This window comes from Hasllibacter sp. MH4015 (assembly GCF_020177575.1).
In the GTDB taxonomy this organism is placed as follows: Bacteria; Pseudomonadota; Alphaproteobacteria; order Rhodobacterales; family Rhodobacteraceae; genus Gymnodinialimonas.
Genome location: NZ_JAHTBK010000001.1, coordinates 292,901 through 317,146 on the forward strand (window position 1 = coordinate 292,901; position 24,246 = coordinate 317,146).

General features: G+C 65.3%; 23 protein-coding genes. 15 read left to right on the forward strand and 8 right to left on the reverse strand.

What is annotated here, in order from left to right; all coding sequences use genetic code 11:
- Positions 1-34: 34 nt before the first annotated feature.
- Both gshB and KUW62_RS01665 read left to right on the forward strand, forming a co-directional pair.
- Positions 35-976, forward strand: a complete 942-nt coding sequence (gene gshB, locus KUW62_RS01660; RefSeq protein ID WP_224813776.1) for a glutathione synthase — start codon at positions 35-37, stop codon at positions 974-976.
- Positions 973-1,878 carry an alpha/beta hydrolase gene (locus tag KUW62_RS01665; RefSeq protein WP_224813777.1) on the forward strand — a complete coding sequence of 302 codons (906 nt, stop codon included), beginning with the start codon at positions 973-975 and terminating at the stop codon, positions 1,876-1,878. The genes gshB and KUW62_RS01665 overlap by 4 nt, the downstream gene beginning before the upstream one ends.
- On the opposite strand, the gene KUW62_RS01670 is transcribed toward KUW62_RS01665, so the two are convergent.
- The 4 genes from KUW62_RS01670 to cobU form a co-directional block, all read right to left on the reverse strand.
- Positions 1,855-3,396: a YifB family Mg chelatase-like AAA ATPase gene (locus KUW62_RS01670; RefSeq protein WP_224813778.1), complete on the reverse strand. Its 1,542-nt coding sequence runs from the start codon at positions 3,394-3,396 to the stop codon at positions 1,855-1,857. The two genes, KUW62_RS01665 and KUW62_RS01670, sit on opposite strands and share 24 nt — an antisense overlap.
- Positions 3,397-3,459: 63 nt before the next feature.
- Positions 3,460-4,140, reverse strand: a complete 681-nt coding sequence (locus tag KUW62_RS01675; RefSeq protein ID WP_224813779.1) for a glutathione S-transferase — start codon at positions 4,138-4,140, stop codon at positions 3,460-3,462.
- 58 nt (positions 4,141-4,198) lie between these two features.
- The gene (locus KUW62_RS01680) at positions 4,199-4,777 is read right to left on the reverse strand and encodes a histidine phosphatase family protein (RefSeq protein ID WP_224813780.1); all 579 of its coding nucleotides are present in this window, start codon (positions 4,775-4,777) and stop codon (positions 4,199-4,201) included.
- A complete protein-coding gene (gene cobU, locus KUW62_RS01685; RefSeq protein WP_224813781.1) occupies positions 4,771-5,322 on the reverse strand; it encodes a bifunctional adenosylcobinamide kinase/adenosylcobinamide-phosphate guanylyltransferase in 552 nt (183 codons plus the stop codon). Before cobU ends, KUW62_RS01680 begins: the two co-directional genes overlap by 7 nt.
- Before the next feature lie 103 nt (positions 5,323-5,425).
- Between cobU and KUW62_RS01690 the strand changes: the two genes are divergently transcribed.
- From KUW62_RS01690 to KUW62_RS01725, 8 genes are all read left to right on the forward strand, one after another.
- On the forward strand, positions 5,426-6,307 hold the full coding sequence (locus KUW62_RS01690) for an RNA polymerase factor sigma-32 (RefSeq protein WP_224813782.1): 882 nt from the start codon (positions 5,426-5,428) through the stop codon (positions 6,305-6,307).
- A gap of 144 nt (positions 6,308-6,451) precedes the next feature.
- Positions 6,452-7,204 carry a hypothetical protein gene (locus KUW62_RS01695; protein WP_224813783.1) on the forward strand — a complete coding sequence of 251 codons (753 nt, stop codon included), beginning with the start codon at positions 6,452-6,454 and terminating at the stop codon, positions 7,202-7,204.
- Between the two features lie 52 nt (positions 7,205-7,256).
- Positions 7,257-8,459: a bifunctional phosphopantothenoylcysteine decarboxylase/phosphopantothenate--cysteine ligase CoaBC gene (coaBC, locus tag KUW62_RS01700; RefSeq protein ID WP_224817019.1), complete on the forward strand. Its 1,203-nt coding sequence runs from the start codon at positions 7,257-7,259 to the stop codon at positions 8,457-8,459.
- A 31-nt stretch (positions 8,460-8,490) separates the two neighbouring features.
- Entirely contained in the window at positions 8,491-8,958 is a 468-nt protein-coding gene (dut, locus tag KUW62_RS01705; protein WP_224817020.1) for a dUTP diphosphatase, read from the forward strand.
- Complete coding sequence (locus KUW62_RS01710) at positions 8,958-10,010, forward strand: HesA/MoeB/ThiF family protein (RefSeq protein ID WP_224813784.1); 1,053 nt, start codon at positions 8,958-8,960, stop codon at positions 10,008-10,010. The genes dut and KUW62_RS01710 overlap by 1 nt, the downstream gene beginning before the upstream one ends.
- 68 nt (positions 10,011-10,078) lie before the next feature.
- Positions 10,079-10,867, forward strand: coding sequence for a transporter substrate-binding domain-containing protein (locus KUW62_RS01715; protein WP_224813785.1), 789 nt, complete (start codon positions 10,079-10,081; stop codon positions 10,865-10,867).
- 45 nt (positions 10,868-10,912) lie between these two features.
- Entirely contained in the window at positions 10,913-11,713 is an 801-nt protein-coding gene (locus KUW62_RS01720; protein WP_224813786.1) for an amino acid ABC transporter permease, read from the forward strand.
- Positions 11,714-11,769: 56 nt separating this feature from the next.
- The gene (locus KUW62_RS01725; protein WP_224813787.1) at positions 11,770-13,788 is read left to right on the forward strand and encodes a M3 family metallopeptidase; all 2,019 of its coding nucleotides are present in this window, start codon (positions 11,770-11,772) and stop codon (positions 13,786-13,788) included.
- A 95-nt stretch (positions 13,789-13,883) separates the two neighbouring features.
- Here KUW62_RS01725 and KUW62_RS01730 read toward each other — a convergent pair whose 3' ends face one another.
- Positions 13,884-14,366 (reverse strand): SH3 domain-containing protein, encoded by a 483-nt coding sequence (locus KUW62_RS01730; RefSeq protein WP_224813788.1) that lies wholly within the window; start codon positions 14,364-14,366, stop codon positions 13,884-13,886.
- A 201-nt stretch (positions 14,367-14,567) separates the two neighbouring features.
- On the opposite strand from KUW62_RS01730, the gene KUW62_RS01735 reads away from it, so the two are divergent.
- The 5 genes from KUW62_RS01735 to KUW62_RS01755 all read left to right on the forward strand — a co-directional run bounded on the left by KUW62_RS01735 (position 14,568) and on the right by KUW62_RS01755 (position 21,056).
- Positions 14,568-15,554, forward strand: coding sequence for a D-glycerate dehydrogenase (locus tag KUW62_RS01735; RefSeq protein ID WP_224813789.1), 987 nt, complete (start codon positions 14,568-14,570; stop codon positions 15,552-15,554).
- Positions 15,551-16,540, forward strand: coding sequence for a hypothetical protein (locus KUW62_RS01740; RefSeq protein ID WP_224813790.1), 990 nt, complete (start codon positions 15,551-15,553; stop codon positions 16,538-16,540). Before KUW62_RS01735 ends, KUW62_RS01740 begins: the two co-directional genes overlap by 4 nt.
- Before the next feature lie 90 nt (positions 16,541-16,630).
- Positions 16,631-17,047, forward strand: a complete 417-nt coding sequence (locus KUW62_RS01745) for a hypothetical protein (RefSeq protein WP_224813791.1) — start codon at positions 16,631-16,633, stop codon at positions 17,045-17,047.
- 255 nt (positions 17,048-17,302) lie between these two features.
- The gene (locus tag KUW62_RS01750; protein ID WP_224813792.1) at positions 17,303-19,807 is read left to right on the forward strand and encodes an FAD-dependent oxidoreductase; all 2,505 of its coding nucleotides are present in this window, start codon (positions 17,303-17,305) and stop codon (positions 19,805-19,807) included.
- Between the two features lie 196 nt (positions 19,808-20,003).
- On the forward strand, positions 20,004-21,056 hold the full coding sequence (locus KUW62_RS01755) for a GSU2403 family nucleotidyltransferase fold protein (RefSeq protein WP_224813793.1): 1,053 nt from the start codon (positions 20,004-20,006) through the stop codon (positions 21,054-21,056).
- A gap of 37 nt (positions 21,057-21,093) precedes the next feature.
- Here KUW62_RS01755 and KUW62_RS01760 read toward each other — a convergent pair whose 3' ends face one another.
- The 3 genes from KUW62_RS01760 to KUW62_RS01770 form a co-directional block, all read right to left on the reverse strand.
- A complete protein-coding gene (locus KUW62_RS01760; RefSeq protein ID WP_224813794.1) occupies positions 21,094-21,561 on the reverse strand; it encodes a hypothetical protein in 468 nt (155 codons plus the stop codon).
- Positions 21,562-21,629: 68 nt separating this feature from the next.
- Positions 21,630-22,154 carry a dihydrofolate reductase family protein gene (locus KUW62_RS01765; protein ID WP_224813795.1) on the reverse strand — a complete coding sequence of 175 codons (525 nt, stop codon included), beginning with the start codon at positions 22,152-22,154 and terminating at the stop codon, positions 21,630-21,632.
- A gap of 149 nt (positions 22,155-22,303) precedes the next feature.
- On the reverse strand, positions 22,304-24,130 hold the full coding sequence (locus tag KUW62_RS01770; RefSeq protein ID WP_224813796.1) for a patatin-like phospholipase family protein: 1,827 nt from the start codon (positions 24,128-24,130) through the stop codon (positions 22,304-22,306).
- Positions 24,131-24,246: the final 116 nt, after the last annotated feature.

The following is a 24,246-nucleotide window of genomic DNA, read 5'->3' on the forward strand; positions in this document are numbered from 1 at the left end:
TAAGACGGGCTGAGCGGTAATTCGGAGGGCGGCGATGCTGGTGGCGTTTCAAATGGACCCGATCGAGGATGTCGATATCGACGCCGATTCCTCGTTCCGGCTGGCGGAAGAGGCGCAGGCGCGCGGGCATGATCTGCTGGTCTACACTCCATCCGACCTAGCCTACCGCGAAGATCGGGTGATCGCACGGGCGCGGCCCGTCAAGGTGCAGCGCGAGCGCGGCAACCACGTGATCGCCGGTGCGCCGAAGATGGTCGATCTTGCGGAGGTGGACGTGATCTGGCTGCGGCAGGACCCTCCGTTTGACATGGGTTACATCACGACGACGCATCTGCTGGACCGCCTGAAGGGCCAGACACTCGTGGTCAACGACCCGTTCTGGGTGCGAAACGTGCCCGAAAAGCTGATGGTTCTGGATTACCCCGACCTGACGCCACCCACGATGATCGCCCGCGACCTCGAGATGCTGAAAGCGTTCAAGGCCGACCATGGCGACGTGATCCTGAAACCGCTTTACGGCAATGGCGGGGCGGGGGTGTTTCGCCTGACGCCGGACGATCGCAACCTCAATTCGCTCCATGAGCTATTCACCGGCATCAACCGCGAGCCGCTGATCATGCAAAAATTCCTGCCAGACGTCTCGGCGGGCGACAAGCGCGTGATTCTGGTCGATGGGGAGCCGGTGGGCGGCATCAACCGCGTGCCCGCGAAGGGAGAAACGCGGTCGAACATGCATGTGGGCGGGCGGCCGGAGGCGACCGAGCTGACGGAGCGGGAGCGGGAGATCTGCGCCATCATCGGCCCGCGTCTGAAGGAGATGGGGCAGGTCTTTGTCGGGATCGACGTGATCGGCGGCTGGTTAACGGAGATCAACGTCACCTCCCCCACCGGTATCCAGGAATTGGAGCGGTTCGACGGGGTCAATATCGCGGCCCGGATCTGGGAGGCGATCGAGCGCAGGGCCGCCGCCGCGTGAGCCTGCGCCTCGCGATCCTGAACCTTGGCTGCCGGATGATCGGCAAACCGCGCCTGCGGACGGTCAAGACACCGGGCGCGCAGAGGGGAGATTTCGAGTGGGTCGGTTGGTTTTGCGGCGGGCGCGGGCGGGGATTGCGCGAGGCGGAGATGCCCGGCAACCCACCGGTGTCGATCATCGAGCCGGAACACAGCGCGGAGGGGACGATCCTTTATTTCCACGGCGGCGGATTCATTGCCGGGTCGGCCATGTCCCACCGGGCGCTGACACGGCAGCTTGCGCGCGACAGCGGGTGCCGGATCGTCGTGCCGGAATACCGGCTTGGCCCGGATGCGCCCTTGCCCGCGGCGCAGGACGATGCCCGCGCAGCGTGGGAGGCGCTGATTGGGGGCGGGACGAAGGCGGAGCACATCCTTCTGGCCGGTGACAGCGCGGGCGGAGGCATGGCCCTGTCGTTGATGGCGGAGCTGGGGCAGGCGGGGCAGCGCCCGGCCGGGTGCATCGCGTTCAGCCCGTGGACGGACCTGACCGGATCGGGTGCGTCTATGGTTGAAAACGCGCGCCGCGATCCGTTATTGCCCGCAGAACGCTTGCCGGATCTTCTGTTCTTCGCGGCGGGGGACGCAGATCTGAGCGACGCCCGCGTCTCCCCGCTCTTCGCGGCGTTCACCGACCCCGCGCCGACGCTGATCCAGTATTCGGAAACGGAGATCGTGCGCGATGATGCGACGCGGATGGCCAAGGTCTTGCGCGATGCAGGGGGCGAGGTGGAGATGCAATGCTGGCCGAACACGCCCCATGCCTGGCAGGTCTTCGGCAATGTGCTGCCCGAGGCGCGGGATGCTCTGGCCCGGGCCGGCGACTTCGCAAGACGCTGCCTAGCCGTTGCGCGCACCGATTAGGCGATAGCCGATCGCCTCCGCGATATGGGGCTGCCCGACCGACGCGGCACCGTCCAGATCGGCAATCGTGCGCGCCAGGCGCAGGACCCTGTGATAGCCCCGCGCAGTCAGGTTGAATTTCTCCGCTGCTTTGAGGAGCAATTCTTTGCCCGCTGCATCCGGTGTCGCGATCTGGTCCAGAAGCGCGCCTTCCACATCGGCATTGACAAGAGCGGGTGCGCCGAGGGAGGCGAAGCGATCGGCCTGAACGCGCCGGGCCTCCGCGACACGGGCGGCGATGACGACGCTCGTCTCTCCATCCGCGGGCAGGTCGAGGTCGGCATAGGCCACGGGCGGAACCTCAAGGCGCAGGTCGAAGCGATCCATCAGGGGGCCGGAAATCTTGCCGATGTAATCCTCCCCACAGATGGGCGCGCGGGAACAGGCGGCGCTGGCGTCATAGAGGTTGCCGCAGCGGCAGGGATTGGCGGCGGCGATCAACAGGAAGCGACACGGATAGGTGACATGGGCATTGGCGCGGGCGACGACGACATCGCCGGTCTCAATCGGTTGACGCAGGGTTTCCAGCACGGCCCGGGGGTATTCAGGGAACTCGTCGAGGAAGAGGACCCCGTTATGGGCGAGGCTGATCTCTCCCGGTTTGGCACCGCGCCCACCGCCGACAATCGCGGCCATGGAGGCGGTGTGGTGTGGCGCACGGTAGGGGCGGACACGCGAGATGCCGCCTTCGTTCAGCAGGCCGGAGAGGGAGTGGATCATGGAGGTGTCCAGCGCCTCCGCCGGGCTGAGCGGGGGCAGGATGCCGGGCAGGCGGGCGGCCAGCATGCTTTTGCCCGATCCCGGTGAGCCCACCATGAGCAGGTGATGCCGACCGGCGGCGGCGATTTCGAGCGCCCGTTTCGCGCGTTCCTGACCCCGCACTTCCGACATGCATTTGGTCGTTGGATCGCCCACGACCTCCCCGGGTTTGGCGGGCTCCAACGGCGCGCGGTCAGTGAAATGGGCGACCAGTTCGGCGAGGGACGTGGCGGCGAAAACCGGTGTGGCGCCGACCCAAGCCGCCTCCGCCCCGCAACCGCTGGGGCACATCAGGGCGCGCCCGTCTTCCCCGGCGGCCAGCGCGGCGGGCAAGGCGCCCAGGACCGGCACCAGGCGTCCGTTGAGCGAAAGCTCCCCCAGGGACAGGGACGCCTCCACCCGTTCCTTGGGCAAGATGCCGAGCGCCGCCAGCAGAGCCAGCGCAATGGGCAGATCGAAATGCGAGCCCTCCTTGGGCAGGTCGGCGGGGGAGAGGTTCACGGTAATCCGCCGCGACGGCAGGGCGATGGCCATCGCCTGCAGCGCGGTGCGCACCCGTTCGCGCGCCTCGCTCACGGCCTTGTCGGGCAGGCCGACGATGGCGAATCCGGGCAATCCTGCGGTGACGGCGCATTGCACCTCAACCCGTCGCGCCTCCAACCCCTCGAAGGCGACGGTGTGGGTCAGGGACAGGGCTTCGGGACTTGCGGCTTCGAACATGCCGCGACCCTAGCCGCGACATGGTTAGCGAAGGGTTAACGGGATCGCGGCAGTTTTTCCGGTTCACAGCGTCGGAAACGGGATGCGCTCCAGCGGGGCCATGTCGTAGTTAGACACTTCCGCGTCCTCGGCCAGCCCCTCCTCCCGCCAGGACGTAAAGGCCGGATGGGTCGTGACCGCGCGGGCATAGGCAGTGGCCATGTCGGACATCGGCAATTGATAGGTCAGAAGGCGCGTGACGACGGGCGCGAAGAAGGCATCGGTCAGCGTGAAATCGCCGTGGAGGAACGGCCCGCCGGACCGCGCCAGGGCGTTGGACCAGATCGCTTCCACCCGCGCGATATCGGCGAGGACGGCGTCGGAGGGTTGGAACCCGGCCCAGGCCGTGCGCAGGTTCATCGGGCAGGCGGACCGCAGGGCGGTGAAGCCGGAATGCATCTCCGCAATCGCGCTTTGGGCCTCGGCGCGCGCGACGGGATCGGACGGCAAAAGGCGCTTGTCCGGGAAGGCGTCCGCCAGATGCCAGGCGATTGCGATGGTATCGGTCAGCATCCCGCCCGCAGGCGTGCGCACGGCAGGGACGGTGCGGTGGGCGCCGAAGGCCGCGACATCGTCGTAGAACGTGTCGCTGTAGATGACGGCCGATTGGACATTCACCGGAATGTCGAAGGGCGCGAAGGACAGCCATCCCCGAAGGGACCAGCTGGAATAGGACTTTTGCCCGATAAGAAGCTCATAGGTCATGGCCGCATCAAGCGCGGCTTTGGCGGGCGCGTCAAACGAAAGCCTGTGACGGGGGCGATCACGGTTGGTGATTGACCGCGCCGAGCGTCCAGCAATCGCCTGCCTCGACCAGTTCCGTGACCGAAAGCGGGTCGATCTTCTGGGCAAGGATCGCCTTGGGTGTCTGGCCGGTCGCGTGGGCGACATGGCACAGGATCGCGCCGAAATGAGCGACAAGGATCACGTCGCCAGGATTGTTGGCCAGGGCCCGGTCGACAGCGCGCGCCACGCGGTCGCGCACCTGGAACCAGCTTTCGCCGCCCGGTGCGGCGACGTCGCCCGGTTCGTCCCAGAACGACCAACTCAAATCCGGGTCGCGTTCTGCCACAACGTTGAAATGCAGCCCGTCCCACGTACCGAAATCGAATTCGCGCAAATCGGGATCGTGGGCCAGCCGTCTGCGCCCACCGGCGATGGCATCCGCCGTGGCCACGGCGCGCTTGAGGTCGGAGGACGCAATCGGCGCGTCGGCAGGCAGCCAATCGCGCATACGCATCACCGCGCCGGTATCGGACAGATCGGCGGGCACGTCACGCCATCCGGTGAAAGTCTTTTGGTGGGTGGGACCGTGGCGGACCCAGAAGATGCGCCTTACCAAGGATCGTCCACCGGTTCGAAATCCGGCTGTCCCTTGAGGACCTGCGGCAGGCCCGCCGTGACATAGACCACCAGGTCGCTTTGCGCGGCGAGGCGTTGGTTGATCTGCCCCTGGATGCGCTGGAACGACCGCGCCAGTGCATTCTCCGGCACCACGCCACCCGAGACGTCGTTGCTGACCATCACGACCGGCGACCGCATCTGGAGAAGCACGTCGAGAAGGACATCGAATTCCTCCTCCCAATCGCCGTCATCGACCATCAGGTTCGTGAGCCAGAAGGTCACGCAATCCAGCAGCACCGCCTCGTCCGGTTCGATCCGCGACAGGGCGGTGGCGGTGTCGTGGGGCGCCTCGACCGTGCGCCAATTGTGCCCGGCGCGTTGTGCCCGGTGGCGGGCGATCTTGTCGGTCATCTCACCGTCCAGGGCTTCGGCCGTGGCGAGGTAGACTTTGGCGAAGCCCGATTGCAGCACCATCTTCTCAGCGAAGGCCGATTTGCCGCTGGATGCACCGCCGAGAACGAGGGTCAGAGGGGGTAGGCGCAATTTAATGTCCCAAAAAGTGATCCGATTGGTTTTTAGCTGCGTATCCCCTTCAAACACAGCCAAAATGGTGTGTCCAAGACGTTAACAGAACCGGGGGGTCGTTATGGCATTAGATATGGGTTCAGACCAGTCCCTTTCCCGCCGCGCGATGAAGGCGGAATTGCTGGATGCGGAGACGGAGTTGCGGCTTGCCTATGCGTGGCGCGATGACAGGTGCGAGGAAAGCCTGCATCGCCTGATCACCGCCTATATGCGCCTTGCGATCTCCATGGCCGCGAAGTTCAAACGCTACGGCGCGCCCATGAACGACCTTATTCAGGAAGCGGGCCTTGGCCTGATGAAAGCAGCCGACAAGTTCGACCCCGACCGCGGCGTGCGCTTTTCGACCTATGCCGTTTGGTGGATCAAGGCGTCAATCCAGGACCACGTGATGCGCAACTGGTCCATGGTGCGCACCGGCTCCACCTCCTCTCAGAAATCGCTGTTCTTCAACATGCGCCGGGTGCAGGCGCGGCTGGAGCGCGAAGCGATGAAAGCCGGAGAGACGTTGGACAAGCACCAGCTGCGCCAGATGATAGCGACGGAAGTGGGCGTTCCGCTGCACGATGTGGAGATGATGGAAGGCCGCCTTGCCGGATCCGACTATTCGCTCAATGCCACCCAATCCGTCGAGGATGAGGGGCGCGAATGGATCGACACCCTCGAAGACGACAGCGACCAGGCCGCCGAGTTGGTGGAGCACAGCCACGACACCGCCCAATTGCGCGAATGGCTGATCACCTCGATGAATGCCCTGAACGACCGGGAGCGATTCATCGTGCGTGAGCGCAAGCTGCGCGAAGACCCCCGGACGCTTGAAAGCCTGGGCGATGAGCTTGGCCTCAGCAAGGAACGTGTGCGCCAGTTGGAGGCCGCCGCATTCGGCAAGATGCGCAAGACGCTCGAAGCGCAGTCTAAGGAGGTCCGGTCATTCCTCGCCGTGTGATCCTCCATGCGCCGTTGGCCGCATTGCTTTTGATGTTCGCCGCGACCCTCGCGACGAGCCTGCCGCCAGACGTCGCCGCGCGCGGGCTGGAGGTCGTGACATCCCTTCGCTGAGGGGTGTCGCGCGCTGCCAGCGACCCCGTTGATGGCCAGACCCCTGACGCGAAAAATCGTCAACGCCCTCGCGCTGGTCGTCGGGGGCGTTTGCGCCTGCGCGATGGCGCTGGCGACGATCTTTACGGCCTTTCCCGCCTTGGCATTCGCGCATCAGGCGGGTGATCACCGCATCATGTTCCACGCGACGGACCCCTTGCCGCAGGACGCGGCGATCCGGGCTGCTGCAACAGCATGGGCCGACATGCAGGACACGCCGTTCGGCCAGCCCGACCATCAGATCCATGTTTTTCTGGCCGAAGGCGGCTGGCGCAATTGGCTGTTCTTTCGCGGGGCACCCGGGGCGGGCGGGTTGACCTATCCGGCGTTCTGGCAGGACCGCATGTTCCTGAGCGGTGCGGATTTGGAGGCGGGGCTGCTTCTGAACGACGGCGCGCCGGTGCCGCCGCCCCGTGATCTGACTTATTACCTGGTCCACGAGATGACCCACTTGCGCCACGCCGAGGTGTTGGGCGGATTTGCCATGTTCCGTGCCGCGTTCTGGGTGCGTGAAGGCGTGGCGGATATTGCCGCGCTGGGACCGGCCCACGGGGAGATGATCGCCCGGGCCATGGCGGGGGAGGGTCTGCCGCGCGCCGCCTACGGCTCCTACCCGTTGGAGCGCGTCTGCGCGACGATGGTGCTGGCGCAACCCGGCATGACGATGGACCGGTTTCTGACGATCCGGGCCGACATGCACTTGCCCACGACCTGCGCGACCCTGCCGCGCCCCGATTCCGATTGAAGGGCGCGTGCTGCACGCCTAACCTGCGCAGCGGATGTCGAAAGGGGCCACGATGCTGGCAGACAAGCGAATTCTCCTGATCATCGGGGGCGGCATTGCCGCTTTCAAATCGCTCGACCTGATCCGGCGTCTGCGGGACGAAGGGGCCAGCGTGACGCCCGTTCTGACGTCGGCGGCAGAGGAATTCGTGACCCCGCTCAGCGCGTCGGCCCTGGCCGCACAGAAGGTCTATCGCGACCTTTTCGATCTGACCGACGAGGCGGAGATGGGTCATATCGAGTTGAGCCGCGCCGCCGATTTGCTGGTCGTGGCGCCCGCGACGGCGGATCTGATGGCCAAGATGGCCCATGGCCATGCCAACGACCTTGCCTCCACACTCTTGATGGCGACGGACAAGCCCGTGCTGATCGCGCCCGCGATGAACGTGCGGATGTGGGAGCATCCGGCCACGCAACGTAACCTTGAAACCCTCAAAAGCGACAATGTTCTGGTCGTCGGACCGGATAATGGGAACATGGCGTGCGGCGAATTCGGCCCCGGGCGGATGGCCGAAGTGCCTGATATCGTGCGTGCCGTGGATGCCGCGCTTTCCGATGGTCCGCTGACGGGCAAGCACGTCATCGTCACCTCCGGCCCGACCCATGAACCGATCGACCCGGTCCGCTACATCGCCAACCGGTCCTCAGGCGCGCAGGGGACGGCGCTTGCGGCCGCTTTGCGAGACCTTGGCGCGCGGGTGAGTTTCGTGACCGGGCCCGCGACCGTGCCGCCGCCCGCCGGTGTCGACGTCATCGCGGTGGAAACCGCCGCGCAGATGGCCGAGGCCGTGGGCCGCGCCCATCCGGCCGATGCCGCAATATTCGCCGCCGCCGTGGCCGATTGGCGGGTGGAAAATGCGAGCCGGTCCAAGATGAAGAAGGATGGCAGCGGCAAGGCGCCGGCCCTGGAATTTGCGGAGAACGAAGACATTCTTGCGGGCGTATCGGCCATGGGCGCGGGGCGACCCGGCCTTGTCGTGGGATTTGCCGCGGAAACCGACGATGTCGTCGCCCATGCCAGCGCCAAGCGCCTGCGCAAGGGCTGCGACTGGATCGTTGCCAACGACGTATCGCCCGCGACGGGCATCATGGGCGGGACCGAGAACCGGATCGTCCTGATCTCGGATGACGGCGCGGAAGAGTGGCCTAGATTGCCGAAGGACGAGGTGGCCCGGCGGCTGGCGCGGCGCATCGCCGACGCAATCGGCGGCGCATGATCCCTCGCGGGCAGAAAGAGGGGCATTGCTGTTGGACGTCGTGATCGAAGTTCTGCGAGAGCCGTGGGCCGACGTCGACGTGGCGCTGCCGGACTACGCCACCGCCGGTGCGGCAGGTGCCGATTTGCGCGCCAATCTGCGGCAAGAGGATCGGAACACGGGACTGATCCTTGCGCCCGGCGACCGCGCGCTTGTGCCGACCGGCCTGCGTATCGCGATCCCCGAGGGCTACGAGATGCAGGTCAGGCCCCGGTCGGGCCTCGCCCTGAAACACGGTGTGACGCTCGCCAATGCGCCCGGGACCATTGATTGCGATTACCGCGGACCGCTGGGCGTCATCCTTGTGAACCTCGGTCGGGACGCGTTTGCGGTGGACCACGGCGCACGCATCGCGCAGGCGGTGATCGCCCCGGTTGTGCAGGCGACATTCACGTCTGCAACACGGCTTTCCGAGACGGGCCGCGGTAGCGGTGGCTTCGGGTCCACGGGTGCCGACTGATGCTGTTCGTCCTAATCCTTGCCGGTGCGATCTGGGGCCTGGGGGTGGTGATGAAGACGCCCGTTCAGGCGCGCCTCTACATGCTTGGCCTGCTCTACGTCGCGGTCCTGGGGCTACAGCTTGCTTTGCCCACGGGCCATCCCCTGCGCGAGGCGACGGGCGGGTCAGCGGCGCTTTGGCTTTTGCTGGGGGCGGCGCTGGCGCTGATCCTGCTCTATCGTCTCGTCCTGCTTCGTCTGCGCGGGCAGGCGGAGGCGCGGGAGGCTGAACGCGAAGAGGCTGCCCCGGTCGCCGACGGGCCATTTTCCGACGTCGAGATCGAGCGGTACGCCCGGCACATCACGCTTCCCGATATCGGTGGCGGCGGGCAATTGGCACTCAAAAACGCCAAGGTGCTTTTGGTGGGCGCGGGCGGGCTTGGGTCACCGGCGCTGCTTTACCTCGCGGCGGCGGGCGTGGGGCGTATCGGCGTGGTGGACCATGACGCGGTCAGCCTGTCGAACCTGCAACGCCAGATCGCCCATACCGATGCGCGCATCGACATGCCGAAGGTGTTTTCCGCCCAGATCGCCGCCACGGCGCTGAACCCCCATGTGGACCTGCGTCCCTACCACAGGGAACTGACATCGGACATCGCGGCGGAGCTGTTCGCCGATTACGATCTGATCCTTGACGGCACCGACACATTCGCCGTGCGTGACGTCGTGAACCGGGCTGCGGTTGCCGCCGGTCGGCCCGTTCTGGCCGGCGCAATCTCCGCCTGGGAAGGGCAGGTGACACTTTATGACCCGGCGGGCGGCGTGCCTTGCATGGCGTGCGTCTTCCCCAGCGCCCCCGGCCCGGACCAGGCCGCGACCTGTTCGGAGACCGGTGTGATCGGGGCGCTTCCGGGCGTGATCGGCTCGATGATGGCGTTGGAGGCGATCAAGGAAATCACTGGCGCGGGCGAAGGCTTGCGCGGTCGGATGCTGATCTATGATGCACTTCACGCTGAAACCCGCCTCATCAAGGTGCAGCGCCGGGCCGATTGCGACATCTGCGGCGGCGTCTGACCGCGCGGCCCCTTGCCGTTGCGCGCCCGCACGTCATACTGCGACCAGTCAATTCAGGGAGATGTCAGATGATCCGTTTTGCCGCCGTGGCCCTTGCCGCGCTCATGCCACTCACTGCCGCCGCCGACGGTCATTTGCCCGATCTCGAAGGGGCCGAGGTGGTCGTCGTCACTGAAAACGCCTACCCGCCGCTGCAATTCGTGGACCCCGTCACGGGCATGGCGATCGGGTGGGAATATGACGCGCTCGCGATCCTGGCGGAGCGTCTGAACTTCACCCCGGTGATCGAGAATATCAGCTGGGACGCGATGATCCCGGCGGTGTCCGAAGGCCAGTACGACATGGGCATGACCGGCATCACCATACGCGAGGATCGTGATGAGTTGGTCGATTTCTCCGCCCCCTACATGGTCAGCCAGATGCGGATGCTTGTCGCCGCGGACGAGGACCGGTTCAGCGACGCGGAAAGCTTTGCCGCGGATGAGGAACTTCTGATCGGAACGCAGGCCGGCACGACACCGTTCTACGTGGGTGTCTACGACGTGCTGGACGGGGATGAGGCGAACCCGCGCCTGGTCCTGTTCGAAACCATCCCCGCCGCGATCCAGTCGCTTCTGGTGGGCGATGTCGACATGGTTCTGGCCGATAGCGCCGGTGGACAGGGCTATGTCAGCGCCAATCCCGAACGCCTGCAGATGATCGGAGATCCGCTCGGCACCGAGGAATTCGGCTTCATCTTCCCCAACGACAGCGAATTGGTCGCCGCAATCGACGCGGGCATCGAAAGCATGCGTGAGGATGGCACGCTGGAGGAGCTCGACCAGCGCTGGTTCGTCGACTACGCGCTCGGCGAATAAGATCGAGAGCGCGCCGGGCCGTCCGGCGCGTTCGCTTCCCGCCCGATGGGTCCCACCTCCGCAAATTCCGACAAGGATTTCCCGTATTGGCTGTTAGCCATTGCGGGGCTTTGGGTGTTCGCCGCATGGCAGATCGCCATTGATGACGTCTATCTCCAGGTCCTCACCACGCTCCGCCGCGGCATCCTGATCACGATTTTCGTCACGCTCGTCGGGTTTTCGATGGCGGCGACGATGGGCCTGGGCCTGGCCCTGATGAGCGTGTCGCGCAGTCTGTTCCTGCGGCAGGTCGCCCGGTTCTATATCGAGATCGTGCGCGGTGTGCCGATTATCGTGCTGCTGCTCTACGTCGCGTTCGTCTTCGCGCCGGGTGTCGTAGCCGCCTATAATTGGCTGGCGGAATCCCTGGGAGTGGACACCATCCGCACTCGGGATTTCCCGCTGCTTTGGCGCGCGATCATCGCGTTGGCCATCGGCTATTCGGCCTTCATCGCGGAGGTGTTTCGCGCTGGTCTCCAATCGGTCGATCCGGGGCAGCTGGAGGCGGCAGATGCCTTGGGGCTCAGCCGGTGGAACCGGTTCCGGCATATCGTGTTCCCGCAGGCGATCCGAACGATCCTGCCGCCGCTCGGCAATGATTTCGTGGCAATGGTCAAGGATTCCTCGCTGGTCTCGGTCCTTGGCGTGCTTGACGTCACGCAATTGGGCAAGGTCACGGCGGCATCGAATTTCCGGTATTTCGAGACCTATAACGTGGTCGCGCTGATTTACCTGACCATGACCATCACGCTGTCGCTGGCCTTGGGTCAGTTGGAAATTCGGATGCGGCGCAGCGCGCGGCGATAGCGGGGGGTGTTGGCGCGCCCGATTGCGCCTATGTGTTGAGCGAAGGAGATCTGACCATGACAAACCCGCTGCTCAAGACCTGGGATACGCCATTCGCTTTGCCGCCCTTCGACGCGATTTCGGATGAGGATTTTGGTCCGGCGCTGGATGCCGCCCTCGACGATGGGCGCGCAAGGGTGGCGGAGATCGCGGATCAGGACGCGGCCCCGACCTTCGAGAACACGATCGAGGCGTTGGAGATGGCCGACGCGCTGCTGGACCGCGTGGCGGGTGTGTTCTTCAACCTCGCCGGTGCCGATGCAACGCCCGCGCGGGAGGCCCTGCAACGGGATTACGCGCCGAAATTCGCGGCCTATTCCTCGGAAATCACGAACAATTCCAAGCTGTTCGCCCGTATCGACGTTCTGTGGCAACGCCGCGACGACCTTGGCCTGTCCGACGAACAGGCGCGTGTCCTGTACCTGACCCACCGCAGTTTCGTGCGGTCCGGCGCGGCGCTGGAAGGGGCGGATCGCGACCGGCTGACGGAGGTGAAATCGCGCCTGGCCGTTCTTGGCACCAGCTTCATGCAGAACCTTCTGGCGGATGAACGGGATTGGTCGATGCCTTTGGCGGAAGCGGATCTGGACGGCCTGCCGGATTTCGTGATCGACGCGGCCCGCGCGGCGGGGGCAGAATTGGGCGCAGATGGGCCGGTTGTGACGCTGTCGCGGTCGCTGATCGTGCCGTTCCTGCAATTCTCGCCCCGGCGCGACCTGCGAGAGACGGCGTACAAAGCGTGGGCCGCGCGCGGCGCCAATGGCGGTGAGACGGACAATCGCGCCATCGCGGCGGAAACGCTGGCGCTGCGCGAAGAGCGGGCCAAGCTGTTGGGATATAAGGATTTCGCGGCCTTCAAGCTGGAGACGGAGATGGCGGGATCGGCGGACAACGTGCGCGATCTCCTGATGGCGGTCTGGGAACCGGCCAAGGCGCAGGCGGAGGCGGATGCTGAAAAGCTGGCGGCGATGATGGCCGAGGATGGCGTGAACGGCCCGCTGGAGCCCTGGGATTGGCGCTATTATTCGGAGAAGCGGCGCAAGGCTGAGCATGACCTGGATGAGGCCGAGTTGAAGCCGTACCTGTCGCTTGACGCGATGATCGCGGCGGCCTTCGATTGTGCCAATCGGCTGTTTGGTCTGTCGTTCGAGCCACTGGACGTGACGCTCTACCATCCCGACGCGCGGGCGTGGGAGGTGACGCGAGATGGAAAGCATGTCGCTGTTTTCATTGGGGATTATTTCGCGCGCGGGTCCAAGCGATCTGGCGCGTGGTGCTCGGCCATGCGGTCCCAGAAGAAGCTTGGCGGCGACACGCGGCCCATCGTGGTGAATGTCTGCAACTTCGCAAAAGGCGCGCCGAGCTTGCTGTCCTACGACGATGCGCGGACCTTGTTTCACGAATTCGGCCATGCGCTGCACCAGATGTTGAGTGACGTGACCTATGGGTCGATTTCCGGGACATCCGTGGCGCGGGACTTCGTGGAATTGCCGAGCCAGCTTTACGAACATTGGCTGGAAGTGCCTGAAGTCCTTGAGAAATTCGCAACCCATGTAGAAACCGGAGAGGCGATGCCGCGCGATTTGTTGGAGCGTCTTCTGGCGGCGCAGACCTATGACATGGGGTTCTCGACGGTGGAATACGTTGCCTCCGCCCTTGTGGATCTCGATTTCCACGACGGGGACGCGCCGGATAACCCAATGGAATTACAAGAAAAAACCCTTGAGCGGATCGGAATGCCCCACGCGATTGAGATGCGGCACCGCACCCCGCAATTCGCCCATGTCTTTGCGGGCGATGGCTATTCCAGCGGTTACTACAGCTACATGTGGTCCGAAGTGATGGATGCGGATGCATTCGAGGCCTTCGAGGAGGCGGGTGGCGCATTCGATCCGAAGATGGCCAAGGCCTTGGAAACGCACATTCTTTCGGCGGGCGGCAGGGAGGAACCGGACGTGCTTTACACCGCGTTCCGGGGCCGGATGCCGGGGGTCGAGGCGCTGTTGAAAGGGCGCGGGCTGGATAGCGCCGCGTAGCGGGTCGGAGCGGCAAACCTGGTTAACAGGGCGCTCCAAACCGCGATGCAAGGTATATCAATGGTATATCAATCGGATTCGCCTGCGTCGGCGGGTCAGTCGAACACCTCACCCTGTTCGACACCCCAAAGCGCGCTTGCATCGACCCAGCCGCGATAGCCGCCAACCTCCATCAGGCACCAATCGGGCTGGCATTCGCGAAGTCGCCCGGTGACGCCAAGCTCGGCATAGGCGCGGATGGCGGTGCCGGTGTCGGGGCGGGCGTAAAGGGCGAGCATGTCCGTCTCCACGATGGCGGAGCGTTCGCCGCTCAACAGCGAATAATGCATCCAGCCGCCCGCGCCGTCGCGGTCCACGACGCGACGCCAATGGCCGTGTTCGGCGACGATCATCACCGGCATGTGGCGGCGGGTGAAGACCCAGTCGATCCGGTGGCTGCGCGACGGGCCGCGGCGGGCATTGCCTTCGGACGCGCGGATCGAGACGTAGCGCGGAATTGGGAAGCCGGTGACCGGGCCGACGCGCGGCTCCGCGCCCTCGGATTGGGCGGCGGCGGGTAACGGCGCAAGCGCCAGCATACATAGGGAGAGAAATAGGAACGCATATCTGCGCATGTCTGGTCTGCCTCGTCTCGTCACGGCCCGCCCCTTGCCGGAGATGCGCATTTGGTCGCGCGGCGGTGCCTTTGGTCTTGCCCGGCCCTGCGTGATCTTGCGCCCCGCAGTGCAATCGGAGAGTGTCACGGGGAGGCGCAGAAATCTATTGTTTGGAGGCTTCCCATGCCAGGTCAGCGGTTGAGTGTTGTCGTAACGCGACGGTTGCCCGAAGCGGTGGAAACCCGGATGACGGAATTGTTCGACGTGGAGCTGCGCGAAAGCGACCGTCCGATGGACCGCGATGAATTGGTCGATGCGATGCGCCGGGCCGATGTTCTGGTGCCCTGCATCGCCGACCGGATCGAGGGCGGGATGCTGGGACAGGCCGGGGATCGCCTGAAGCTGATCGCCAATTACGGGGCGGGGGTGGACCATATCGACGTCTCCACCGCGCGCCAGAGGGGGGTGTTGGTCAGCAACACGCCCGGCGTGATGACGGATGATACCGCCGACATGGTGATGGCGCTGATGCTGGGTGTCCTGCGCCGGGTCCCCGAAGGCATGGCCGTGATGCAGGAGGGGAATTGGCAGGGCTGGTCCCCCACGGCGTTCATGGGCGGGCGGATCGCGGGCAAGCGGCTGGGCATCCTTGGCATGGGCCGGATCGGGCAGGCGGTTGCCAAGCGCGCGGGCGCGTTCGGGATGCAGGTCCATTACCACAACCGCCGACGCCTGCACGAAGACACCGAAGCGGAGTTGCAGGCGACCTATTGGGACAGCCTGGACCAGATGATCGCCCGGATGGATGTGATCAGCGTCAATTGCCCCCACACGCCGAGCACGTTTCACCTGATGAATGCCCGTCGCCTGAAGCTGATGAAGCCCGACGCGGTGATCGTGAACACGTCGCGCGGGGAGGTGATCGACGAAAACGCCCTGACCCGGATGCTGCGCGCGGACGAGATTGCAGGTGCGGGCCTTGATGTGTTCGAGAAGGGGCGGGAGGTGAACCCGCGCCTCAGGGAGCTGTCGAACGTGGTTCTGCTGCCCCATATGGGTTCGGCCACCCGCGAGGGCCGCGCCGAGATGGGGGAAAAGGTGTTGATCAACATCAAGACCTTCGCCGATGGACACAGGCCGCCGGATCTGGTCGTGCCGTCGATGCTGTGAGCGACCGGGTCGAACCGCCGCTGGTCGCCCGCCCGCGCCCGCCGGAGCCTGAGCGCCCGGTGTTGCAGGGGGAGCGGCGGGCGGACGCGCCGGGTGGAACGGCGCGCGTCGGCAAACGGCGTGGGTTGCGGGCCTTGGGCTTCGTGTTGGCGGGGGCGCTGTGCCTGATTGTCGGGCTGCTGGACCTGGCCCGCGGCGGAGGGATCAATCCCGCCTTGCCGCCCGCCGTCGATGCGGCGGAAGAGATCGCGCTGGTCACGGCGGGTGTCTACGTGTCGCTGAGGGCGATCAACGCGGCCTTGTCGGCGGCCCAAGAGGTTGAGATCGGGGCCTCCATCGGCGCGCAGGCGAGTTTGCAGCCCCTGAAAGTGCTGGAGCCGGTGGATGATACGGTGGAGCGGGTGGCGGACGTGGTCTTTGCCGTGGCCGCCGGTGCGGCGCTTGCCACGGTGGGGCTGGAGCCGGTGGCGGCGCTTGGCCTTGTGGTGCTGGGCGTCGGATTGCTGGGGCTCGGCGGTGCGGGTGCAACGGGGCGCGAGAATGCGGCCGCGGCCAGCCTGCGGGCCGTGCGGCTGGGCGCGGCGCTTGGTCTGGTCCTTCCGCTGGTTTTTGCCGGGGGCGTGTGGCTGGGGGAGCGGGCCACGGCCCCGCAATGGGAGGCGGCGACGGCGGAACTGGACGCGGTCGCCAACGAGGCGCGCATCCTGATCCGCGACGGGGAGCAGGATTTGGTGGCCGAGGATGCCGAGGCCGATGGCCTGTTTTCCGGTTTCCTCACCGGCCTGTCGGACGTGGTGGGGGAGGTGCAGGACGCGGGCGCTGCAGTGAGCAATTACGTGGCCGCGGTGGAGGTTTTCATGACGCAGGCCGACGCGCTGTTCCGCGCGACGCTGACGATCATCGGGATCTTCGTGCTGCGCACGCTGGTTCTGCCCGCCGTGCTTTTGTGGTCGGTGATGGCGCTGCTGCGGCGCAGTGTAGCGTAGGGCGCTTTTTCGCGGGCGCGAATATTCACAGGTCGGGCAGCGGCGGGCAGAGTTGTTGCATAGTCCAATACATTTCTGGAGATCTGCCCGATGAGACTTGAGAAGATACTGATTGCGGCCCTTGCGGCCCTTTCCACGCTGGCCCCGACGCTGGCCGCCGCCGACAGTTGCTGGTGGCACAACGGATCCCTGATGCGGCTGAGTGCGAACGGGGAATACCGCTATTTCCATTATGAGCAGCCCCGCGCGGGATTGGAGCAGCTTGGCATCTATCGCGGCCAGCTTCTGTTCAGCGGCACCAATCGCGGCGGGTATTATCGCGGCAGCGCGAATGCGTTCAACGGGGGCTGCTTCAACCAGCCCCTGTCCTATGCGGTCGAGGGGCCGGTGGGCGCGGGGCAGACGAGCATCACGCTCTACGGTACGCGGCAGGTGCGGCAGGGCTGTAATTTCACCGGACAGGTGACGCAAGACGTGCTGACCTTCACCTACGCCTATCAATGTTGACGCGGCGGATGGCGGAGACGCTGGCCTGACGGCCTCGCCCTCCCGCCATCCCGCATTGGCGCATCGCGACGGGCGGACGTCTGACCTGGGCGCGATCGGGGCCGATCCACGGATAGGGACCGTGCAGGGCAGGGCAGAGTGCCGCTATGGCCGCTGCATGTCGCTTTTCCTCGGCGTTAGGTCGGGTGGGCGAGGCGCGTTGCGCGGCTTTGGGGCAGTTAGGGGCAAGACCTGACCTGCCGGAGCGCGTGCCCCATGAAAACCCAAGTCAAAGCCCTTGTTGTTGGCGGCGGTGCCGTGGGCACCTCGATTGCGTATCATCTGGCCAAGGCCGGCTGGGACGATGTGATGCTGCTGGAGCGGGACGAGTTGACGTCGGGCTCCACCTGGCATGCGGCGGGTTTGCTGCCGCTCTTCAACATGTCCTACGCGACGACGCATATCCATGATTACAGCGTGAAGTTCTACAAGACGCTGGAGGAGGAAACCGGGCTGAACGCGGGCTTTGCCGTGGTGGGCAATTTGCGGATGGCGCAGACCTCGGCGCGGATGGATGAGTATATGCTCTATGCCAGCACCGCTGAGACAGTCGGCGTGCCTTTCGAATGGCTGACGCCGGAGGAGATCAAGGAACGCTGGCCCCTGATCCGGACGGAGGATCTGAAAGGCGCGATTTACCACAATACGGACGGCTACATTAACCCCGCCGATGTCACGATGGCGATGGCCAAGGGCGCGCGGCAGCGGGGCGTGGAGATCGTGCGGAAGTGGCAGGCCGATGGGTTCGAGTGGAACGGCGAGGCTTGGGAGGTGACGGTCACGAAGATGGTCGAGAAGGGGGGCAATCTGGTGCCGTCCGACGAGACCCAGGTGATCACGGCGGAGCATGTGGTGACGGCGTCGGGCAACCATGTGCAGCGGACGGCGAGCATGCTCGGCATCAAGATGCCCGCGATCCCGGTGGAGCATCAGTTCATCGTCATGGATCAGGACCTGGCGCTGGTCGACTGGCGCGGGCAGGGGAATGCGGAGCATCCGGTGATCCGCGATGCGGATGCGCAATCCTATGTGCGTGAGGAGCGGGGCGGGTGGATCCTGGGCGTTTACGAGAAGGGCGCGCCTGCGGTGTTCGAGCATGGGGTGCCAGACAGCTTCCGGGCCGATCTGTTCCCGCTCGATCTGGAGCGGATCGAAGACCAATACATGGCGATGATCCACCGCATCCCGTCATGTGAGGAGAGCGGGCTGAAGGACGATTTCAATGGCCCGATCTGCTACACGCCCGATGGCAATCCGCTGGTGGGGCCTGCGCCGGGCTTGCAGAATATGTGGCTGGCCGAGGGGTTTTCCTTCGGGATCACGGCAGCGGGTGGCACGGGCTATTACCTCGCGCAGATGATGGTCGAGGGTGAGGCCGAGATCGACATGGCAAGCCTCGATCCCAAGCGTTACGGGCAGGATTGGATGACGACGGAGTACGCCGCACGGAAGAACGAGGAGTGCTACGACCACGTCTATATCCTGCACCACCCCGATGAGGAGCGGGAGGCGTGCCGGCCTTTGCGCACGGCCCCGGCCTATGACCGACAAAAGGCGGCGGGGGCGCAGTTTGGCTGTGTGAACGGGTTCGAACGGCCGAATTACTACGGGCCGCTGGATGCGCCGGATTCATTTGATCGCGAGGCGCGGTCGTTCCGGCGCGGGGGCTGGTGGGATTATGCCAAGGCCGAGGCGGAGGCGATCCGGGAGGGTGTCGGCCTGATCGACGCGACGGCCTTTGCCAAGCACCGGATTTCAGGGCCAGGGGCGACGGCGTTCCTGGATTGGTTCACCACCAACAAGCTGCCCAAGGTCGGGCGGATCAACCTGACCTATGCGCTGACCGATGCGGGGACGACGCGGACCGAATACACCATCGTGCGGGTTGCGGAGGATGATTACTACCTCGTCAGCGCGGGGGCGTGGCACGCCTATGACGAGGACTTCTTATATAAGGCTGTGATGGCCAACGAGGATCGGTTCGGGCGGATCAACGCGGAAGATGTCACGACGAAATGGGGTGTCTTCGCGATTGCCGGCCCGAAATCGCGCGATGTGCTGAACGAGCTGGTGAACGATGCGGACCCCGAGACGGTGTTGAGCAACAAGCGGTTCCCGTGGTTGAGCATGCGGAATATCGAGCTGGGCATGTGCCCGGTGCGCGCGATCCGGGTGGCCTATACGGGCGAGTTGGGGTGGGAATTGCACCATTCGATCGAGATGCAGAATTACCTGTGGGATCAACTGGTTACTGCCGGTGAGAAGCATGGGATGAAGCTGGTCGGGGGTCGTGCGCAGAACTGGTTGCGGCAGGAGAAGTCGTACCGCGCCTTCGGGACGGAGCTTGGCCGGGACGCGACGCCACTGGAGGCGGGGCTGGATCGGTTTGTGGATCTCGGCAAGGACTTCCACGGCAAGGCCGCGATGGAAGCTGTCGGCATCCGGTCGAAATGCGTGACGGTGCTAATCGACGGGCCGGAAGACGCGGACCCGTGGGGGCGTGAGGCGCTTTTGGTTGATGGCGAGAAGGTCGGACGCCTGACCTCGGGCGGGTATTCCGTCGCCTTCGGCAAGCAGATCGGGATGGGTTATGTGCGGCCGGACCTGGCGGAGGTCGGCACCAAGCTGAAGGTGCGGATGTTCCGGGAGCTGTGGGATGCGGAAGTGGTCGAGGACAGCCCCTATGATCCGAGCAATGCGGTCATCCGCGTAGACGGGTGACGGGGCTGGGATTACATTGCCCTACAGACAATAGTTTGTGGGGCAATGGCCCTTACCCCACAAAGGAAAGTTTGTGGGGTATAGTGGATTGGATTTCAGGGCGCAGGGGGCGGTGAGGGGAGTGACTTACCCTACAAAAAATAGTCTGTAGGGTAATTATCTTTACCCTACAGAAGAACTTTTGTAGGGTAGGTCCATGAAAACACCTTATGACGCGCTCCCTATGTCCGCGCAGGCGGCATGGCAAGACCTTCGGCGCTTGCTGAAAGATGCGGAGGCCGAGGACATCATCGGTGCGCCAAAGGCCCGGAAGATCGCCGGCAAGATTTATTGGTACGACCAATATCGATTGGGCGACGCTGTAAAGGAACGCTATATCGGACCGGACGAGCCAGCACGCCGCGCCGCGATGGAAGCCTATATCAATCTGCGTGAGACCCGCGCCGCCCGGGCCAAGGACCGTGCCAGACTGGTTTCGCTTCTGCGGGCGGAGGGGATGGCAGCCCCGGATCTGGAAACCGGACGGATTCTTTCCGCACTTGCACAGACCGGAGCGTTCCGCCTTGGCAGCACCTTGATCGGGACCCATGCCTACCGGCTGTATGAAGGGGTGTTGGGCGTGCGCTTCGGGGCTGACCAGGCGGCGGTCACGCAAGATATCGACGTGGCTCAGTTCCGGGCCTTGTCCGTGGCACTTGCCGATGGGGGGGATGCTGTCGACCCCGCCCTGGGCGAGACGTTCTCGGATCTGGAGTTTTCGCCCGTCCCGTCGCTTGAAAAAGGGCGCGTCTGGCGGTGGGAGCAATCGAAGCGAAAGACGCTGGTGGAGTTCCTGACGCCGTCGTTCGAGGCCGAGGAAAAGCTGCGCGACCTGCCCGCCCTCGGCGTCTCGGCGCAATCGCTGCATTTCCTGAACTACCTGATCCGCGATCCGATCCGTGTGCCGGTCCTGTATCGGCAGGGCGTGCTGGTGCAGGTCCCGAAGCCCGCGCGGTATGCGATCCATAAGCTGATCGTGGCGGAGCGGCGGCGGGACGGGCCGGAGGCGGGGAAATCGCGCAAGGATCGCGCGCAGGCGGACCTGCTGATCCGGCATTTCGCGGCGGAGGAGCCCTATGCGCTGGTCGATGCGTATAGGGACGCCTACGAGACCGGGCCACGGTGGCGACAGAAGATCGATGCCAGCCTGAGGCGGTTGCCGGAGGCGCGGGATGCCCTTGATCGGGCCTTGGCCGAGACCGGGGCGTGAGCCGCGCCCGCGGCGCGGCCCCATAGGCCGGTGGGGGTTACTGACCCATGAGCTGCATCATCACTGCCGGGTCCATCATTGCAGCCATCAGGCCGCTGTCCTGCATTTGCTGCATGGCGAGTTCGGCGGTGCCGCAGGCCTGACCGGTGGCTGCCGCGAAATCCGCGCTGATCGGGACGGGCGTGGCCTGGGCCACCTGTTCGAGCGACGTGATCTCGGTTTCGGCGAAGGCTTCCATCTGGGTGATGTAGTCGGCGACGGCGGCATCTCCGCCCTCGTCCCGGATGGCGTCGAGTGTGCAGGCGGCGGCATCGCGCATCTCGGGGCTCCACGTCCAGTCGGGCATGACATCGGCCAGGGACGGCGCCTGGCTGACAAGGAAGGTTTCCATGTTGGCGCCCGCCGCTTCGGTCGCGGCGGCAAGGCGGTCGAGTTCGGATTGGGCGAAGCCGGGCAGCGTGGCGGCGAGCGTGATCGCTGCGGCGAGGAAGGGAGCTTTGGTCATTGTCGGACTTTCCGGTTTTGGGACAGGTCTGCGCGCCACCATGGCGGCGGCGCACAGGGGTGAAAAGGTCAGGTAATCCGGAACGTCTGAAACAGCAGGTTGTCGCCGTAATCGACCTGTCCCGTCGCCGTGAGCGCAGGTGGCGTGGTGAGCCCCGAGAAGAGCGGGGTACCACCGCCGAGGATCACGGGCGCACGTTTCAGCCGAAGCTGCGACAGGTGGCCGGCGGATGCGATGGCCCCGGCCAATTGCCCGCCACCGCAGAGGTAGATCGGGCCGGGGCCGCTTTCGCGCAACGCCTCCAGCCCTGAGAGATCACGCCAGACCTCGACCTGCGCGTCGGAGGGCAGTTGGATCGCGCCGGACACGACGATCGCGCGCATGTGCGGATAGGGATTCGCGCCCGTTGGCAGGCCGTAGCGGTAGCCGAATTCGTAGGTGGCGCGGCCCATGAGGGCGACGGCATAGCCCGAGAGGCGGTCGGTGTAATCGTCCACGATGGGACCGGATGGGGGGAATGCGGACACGTCCGCGTCGGGGCCGGCAATGAAGCCGTCGGCGGAAACCGCCACGTCATAAATGATGGGGTGCAAGGCACTTCTCCGATGAAAGACAGGACAGGCGCGCGCGGGTTTTCGGCGCGCGGAAATATGTCAGGCTGTCTGGATCATCGGCAGGGTCCTCCCGGGGGAACTGGGGCGTGCCTATCACGGGGAGGGGGCAGAGGCCAGTGGCCCGCCGCTCAGGCCGCGCCTTTTGTCTGCGTCGTGTCGCCCGATGCCGCCCGGGCAAGGGCCGTCAACTGGGCCGCGTGATCGCCCGCTTCACCGGCAAAGACCTCCTGCGCGTGCTTGTAGGCCATCTCGTGAAACAGCTTGTGCTGGTTCCACGCGAGGAAGCCTGCGCCCTTGAGGCCGGGGGGGCGGATCATCAGGTCGTTCGGATCGAGATCGGCCAGCATGTCCGATTGGCCCACCAGCAGCGACCGCATGACGGTGGAGATGACGCCCGGCACGCGAGGCCCCCGCTTGCCGAAGGGCATGACCGTCTGGCGCACCAGTTCGGCGCGCCCGGGCAAGGAATTGTAATCGACATGGACTGTCTTGTTGGTGGCTTTCTGAACATTCACAACAATGTTCGGCCCGGATTTGAGCCCGTGCATGGTGCGGAACGGCATGTTGTCGATGCAGCCGCCATCAACCAGCATCCGCCCTTCGGACGTGAAGAAGGGGGGCAGGACACCGGGAATGGCGGAGGAGGCGCGGATCGCCTCCCACAACGGACCGCGCCGGATCACGACCATTTCCATGTTCGAAAGGTCGGCGGCCACGGCATAGAATGGCAGCCACAGATCCTCGATCGGGTCGGTGCCGAAATGCTCGATCAGGGCCGCGTCGAGGACCTTATGGTCGAGGAAGGCGAATTTCGGCACGGTCACGCGGCGCATGGCCCCGGAGCGGACGAAGATCTGTTCGACCCTTGGTCCGATCTCCTCCGCCGGGACACCGAGGGCGATGGCGCCGCCCATGGCGGAGCCGACGGACGTGCCGCCCACGATATCGAGCGGCCAGCCCAGATCCTGCATGGCGCGGTAGACGCCCACATGGGCGACGCCAAACGCGCCGCCGCCCGACAGGACCATGCCGATGGCGCGGCCCGACAGGAAGCGCCCGAGGCGGGAGATGTCCCCGTCCCCGCCCGTCAGCGCAACGTGGTGGTGCAGGAAGACGGGCCGGGTGTCGAGCCAGCGCCCGGTGCCCGCCGCCCGTTGCATCCGGTGGGGATGAAGCAGGACAAGCCGACGCTGGCTTTCGGGCAGGATCGAGAGGGCGAAGCTCTCAAGCTCCGACGGGTCCTGATAATTGATCGCCTGGCCCACGAAGATCGCCTGATCGGCCTGCTTAAGGGCGGCGCGGGACCAATCGGTCGCCTCGGGCGAGGCCACGAACAGAACGATCTGGGCGTTGCGTTCCTGGTTGTTGAGCCAGGCGATTGCCTCGGGTGAGGTCGGGTCGGCCCGGTCACCCAAGGCATCGCGAAACGCGGCTTCGGTGACAAGCGCGACGGAATGATGGGCGCGGATCGCCTCGGCCAAGTCGGGTACGAAGCGTTCGGGAAGGGGCGCGCCGGCGGCGGGCAGGATGCAAAAGGTTCGCGCGGGCGGCCTGCCGGGATCGGGGCGGACGCGGGCGGAGGTCTTGGCGAGGCGGTCGGCCAGTTCGGCGGCCATGGCCTGTGGCAACCCCTCCACCTCCTTGCACAGCAGGTCATAGGCGGCATGGTCGATGCGGTAGACGATGCTGTCACGGGCGGCCACGACATCGGCGGTCCTGTTGGAGCCGGTGAGAAACGCAATCTCTCCGATCACGGAGCCTGCGCCGATTTCCGCCAGATCGACGCCGTCCCGCTCCACCCGAAAGCGGCCGGTTTCCACCAGATACATCGCCTCCGCCGGGGTATCGGCCGAGATGAGCGTGTCGCCGCGTTGGACGGGCGTTTGCGTCAGCCGCGCGAGGGCGGGTCCTTCAAGCAGCGCGAACAGGCCTTCTGGCGCAAATTCTGGGGTCATCGGGCGTGGTGGTCCTTCGTCATTGGTCAACACTGCCGGGGGTCGCGGGGCGATGGGAACGGCTGCGGGACCATAAACCGCGCCCCCGGGAAAAGCGAAACGTTTCCTTACGTTAC

What these genes read in the sequence shown, in the direction of transcription:
- KUW62_RS01670 (WP_224813778.1), bottom strand. Translation starts at nt 3,396, where the DNA reads ATGTTCGAAGCCGCAAGTCCCGAAGCCCTGTCCCTGACCCACACCGTC.
- KUW62_RS01750 (WP_224813792.1), top strand. Translation starts at nt 17,303, where the DNA reads ATGAAAACCCAAGTCAAAGCCCTTGTTGTTGGCGGCGGTGCCGTGGGC.
- KUW62_RS01730 (WP_224813788.1), bottom strand. Translation starts at nt 14,366, where the DNA reads ATGCTGGCGCTTGCGCCGTTACCCGCCGCCGCCCAATCCGAGGGCGCG.
- KUW62_RS01760 (WP_224813794.1), bottom strand. Translation starts at nt 21,561, where the DNA reads ATGACCAAAGCTCCCTTCCTCGCCGCAGCGATCACGCTCGCCGCCACG.
- KUW62_RS01745 (WP_224813791.1), top strand. Translation starts at nt 16,631, where the DNA reads ATGAGACTTGAGAAGATACTGATTGCGGCCCTTGCGGCCCTTTCCACG.
- KUW62_RS01715 (WP_224813785.1), top strand. Translation starts at nt 10,079, where the DNA reads ATGATCCGTTTTGCCGCCGTGGCCCTTGCCGCGCTCATGCCACTCACT.
- KUW62_RS01710 (WP_224813784.1), top strand. Translation starts at nt 8,958, where the DNA reads ATGCTGTTCGTCCTAATCCTTGCCGGTGCGATCTGGGGCCTGGGGGTG.
- KUW62_RS01770 (WP_224813796.1), bottom strand. Translation starts at nt 24,130, where the DNA reads ATGACCCCAGAATTTGCGCCAGAAGGCCTGTTCGCGCTGCTTGAAGGA.
- KUW62_RS01755 (WP_224813793.1), top strand. Translation starts at nt 20,004, where the DNA reads ATGAAAACACCTTATGACGCGCTCCCTATGTCCGCGCAGGCGGCATGG.
- KUW62_RS01690 (WP_224813782.1), top strand. Translation starts at nt 5,426, where the DNA reads ATGGCATTAGATATGGGTTCAGACCAGTCCCTTTCCCGCCGCGCGATG.
- gshB (WP_224813776.1), top strand. Translation starts at nt 35, where the DNA reads ATGCTGGTGGCGTTTCAAATGGACCCGATCGAGGATGTCGATATCGAC.
- coaBC (WP_224817019.1), top strand. Translation starts at nt 7,257, where the DNA reads ATGCTGGCAGACAAGCGAATTCTCCTGATCATCGGGGGCGGCATTGCC.
- KUW62_RS01675 (WP_224813779.1), bottom strand. Translation starts at nt 4,140, where the DNA reads ATGACCTATGAGCTTCTTATCGGGCAAAAGTCCTATTCCAGCTGGTCC.
- KUW62_RS01695 (WP_224813783.1), top strand. Translation starts at nt 6,452, where the DNA reads ATGGCCAGACCCCTGACGCGAAAAATCGTCAACGCCCTCGCGCTGGTC.
- KUW62_RS01725 (WP_224813787.1), top strand. Translation starts at nt 11,770, where the DNA reads ATGACAAACCCGCTGCTCAAGACCTGGGATACGCCATTCGCTTTGCCG.
- KUW62_RS01720 (WP_224813786.1), top strand. Translation starts at nt 10,913, where the DNA reads ATGGGTCCCACCTCCGCAAATTCCGACAAGGATTTCCCGTATTGGCTG.
- KUW62_RS01735 (WP_224813789.1), top strand. Translation starts at nt 14,568, where the DNA reads ATGCCAGGTCAGCGGTTGAGTGTTGTCGTAACGCGACGGTTGCCCGAA.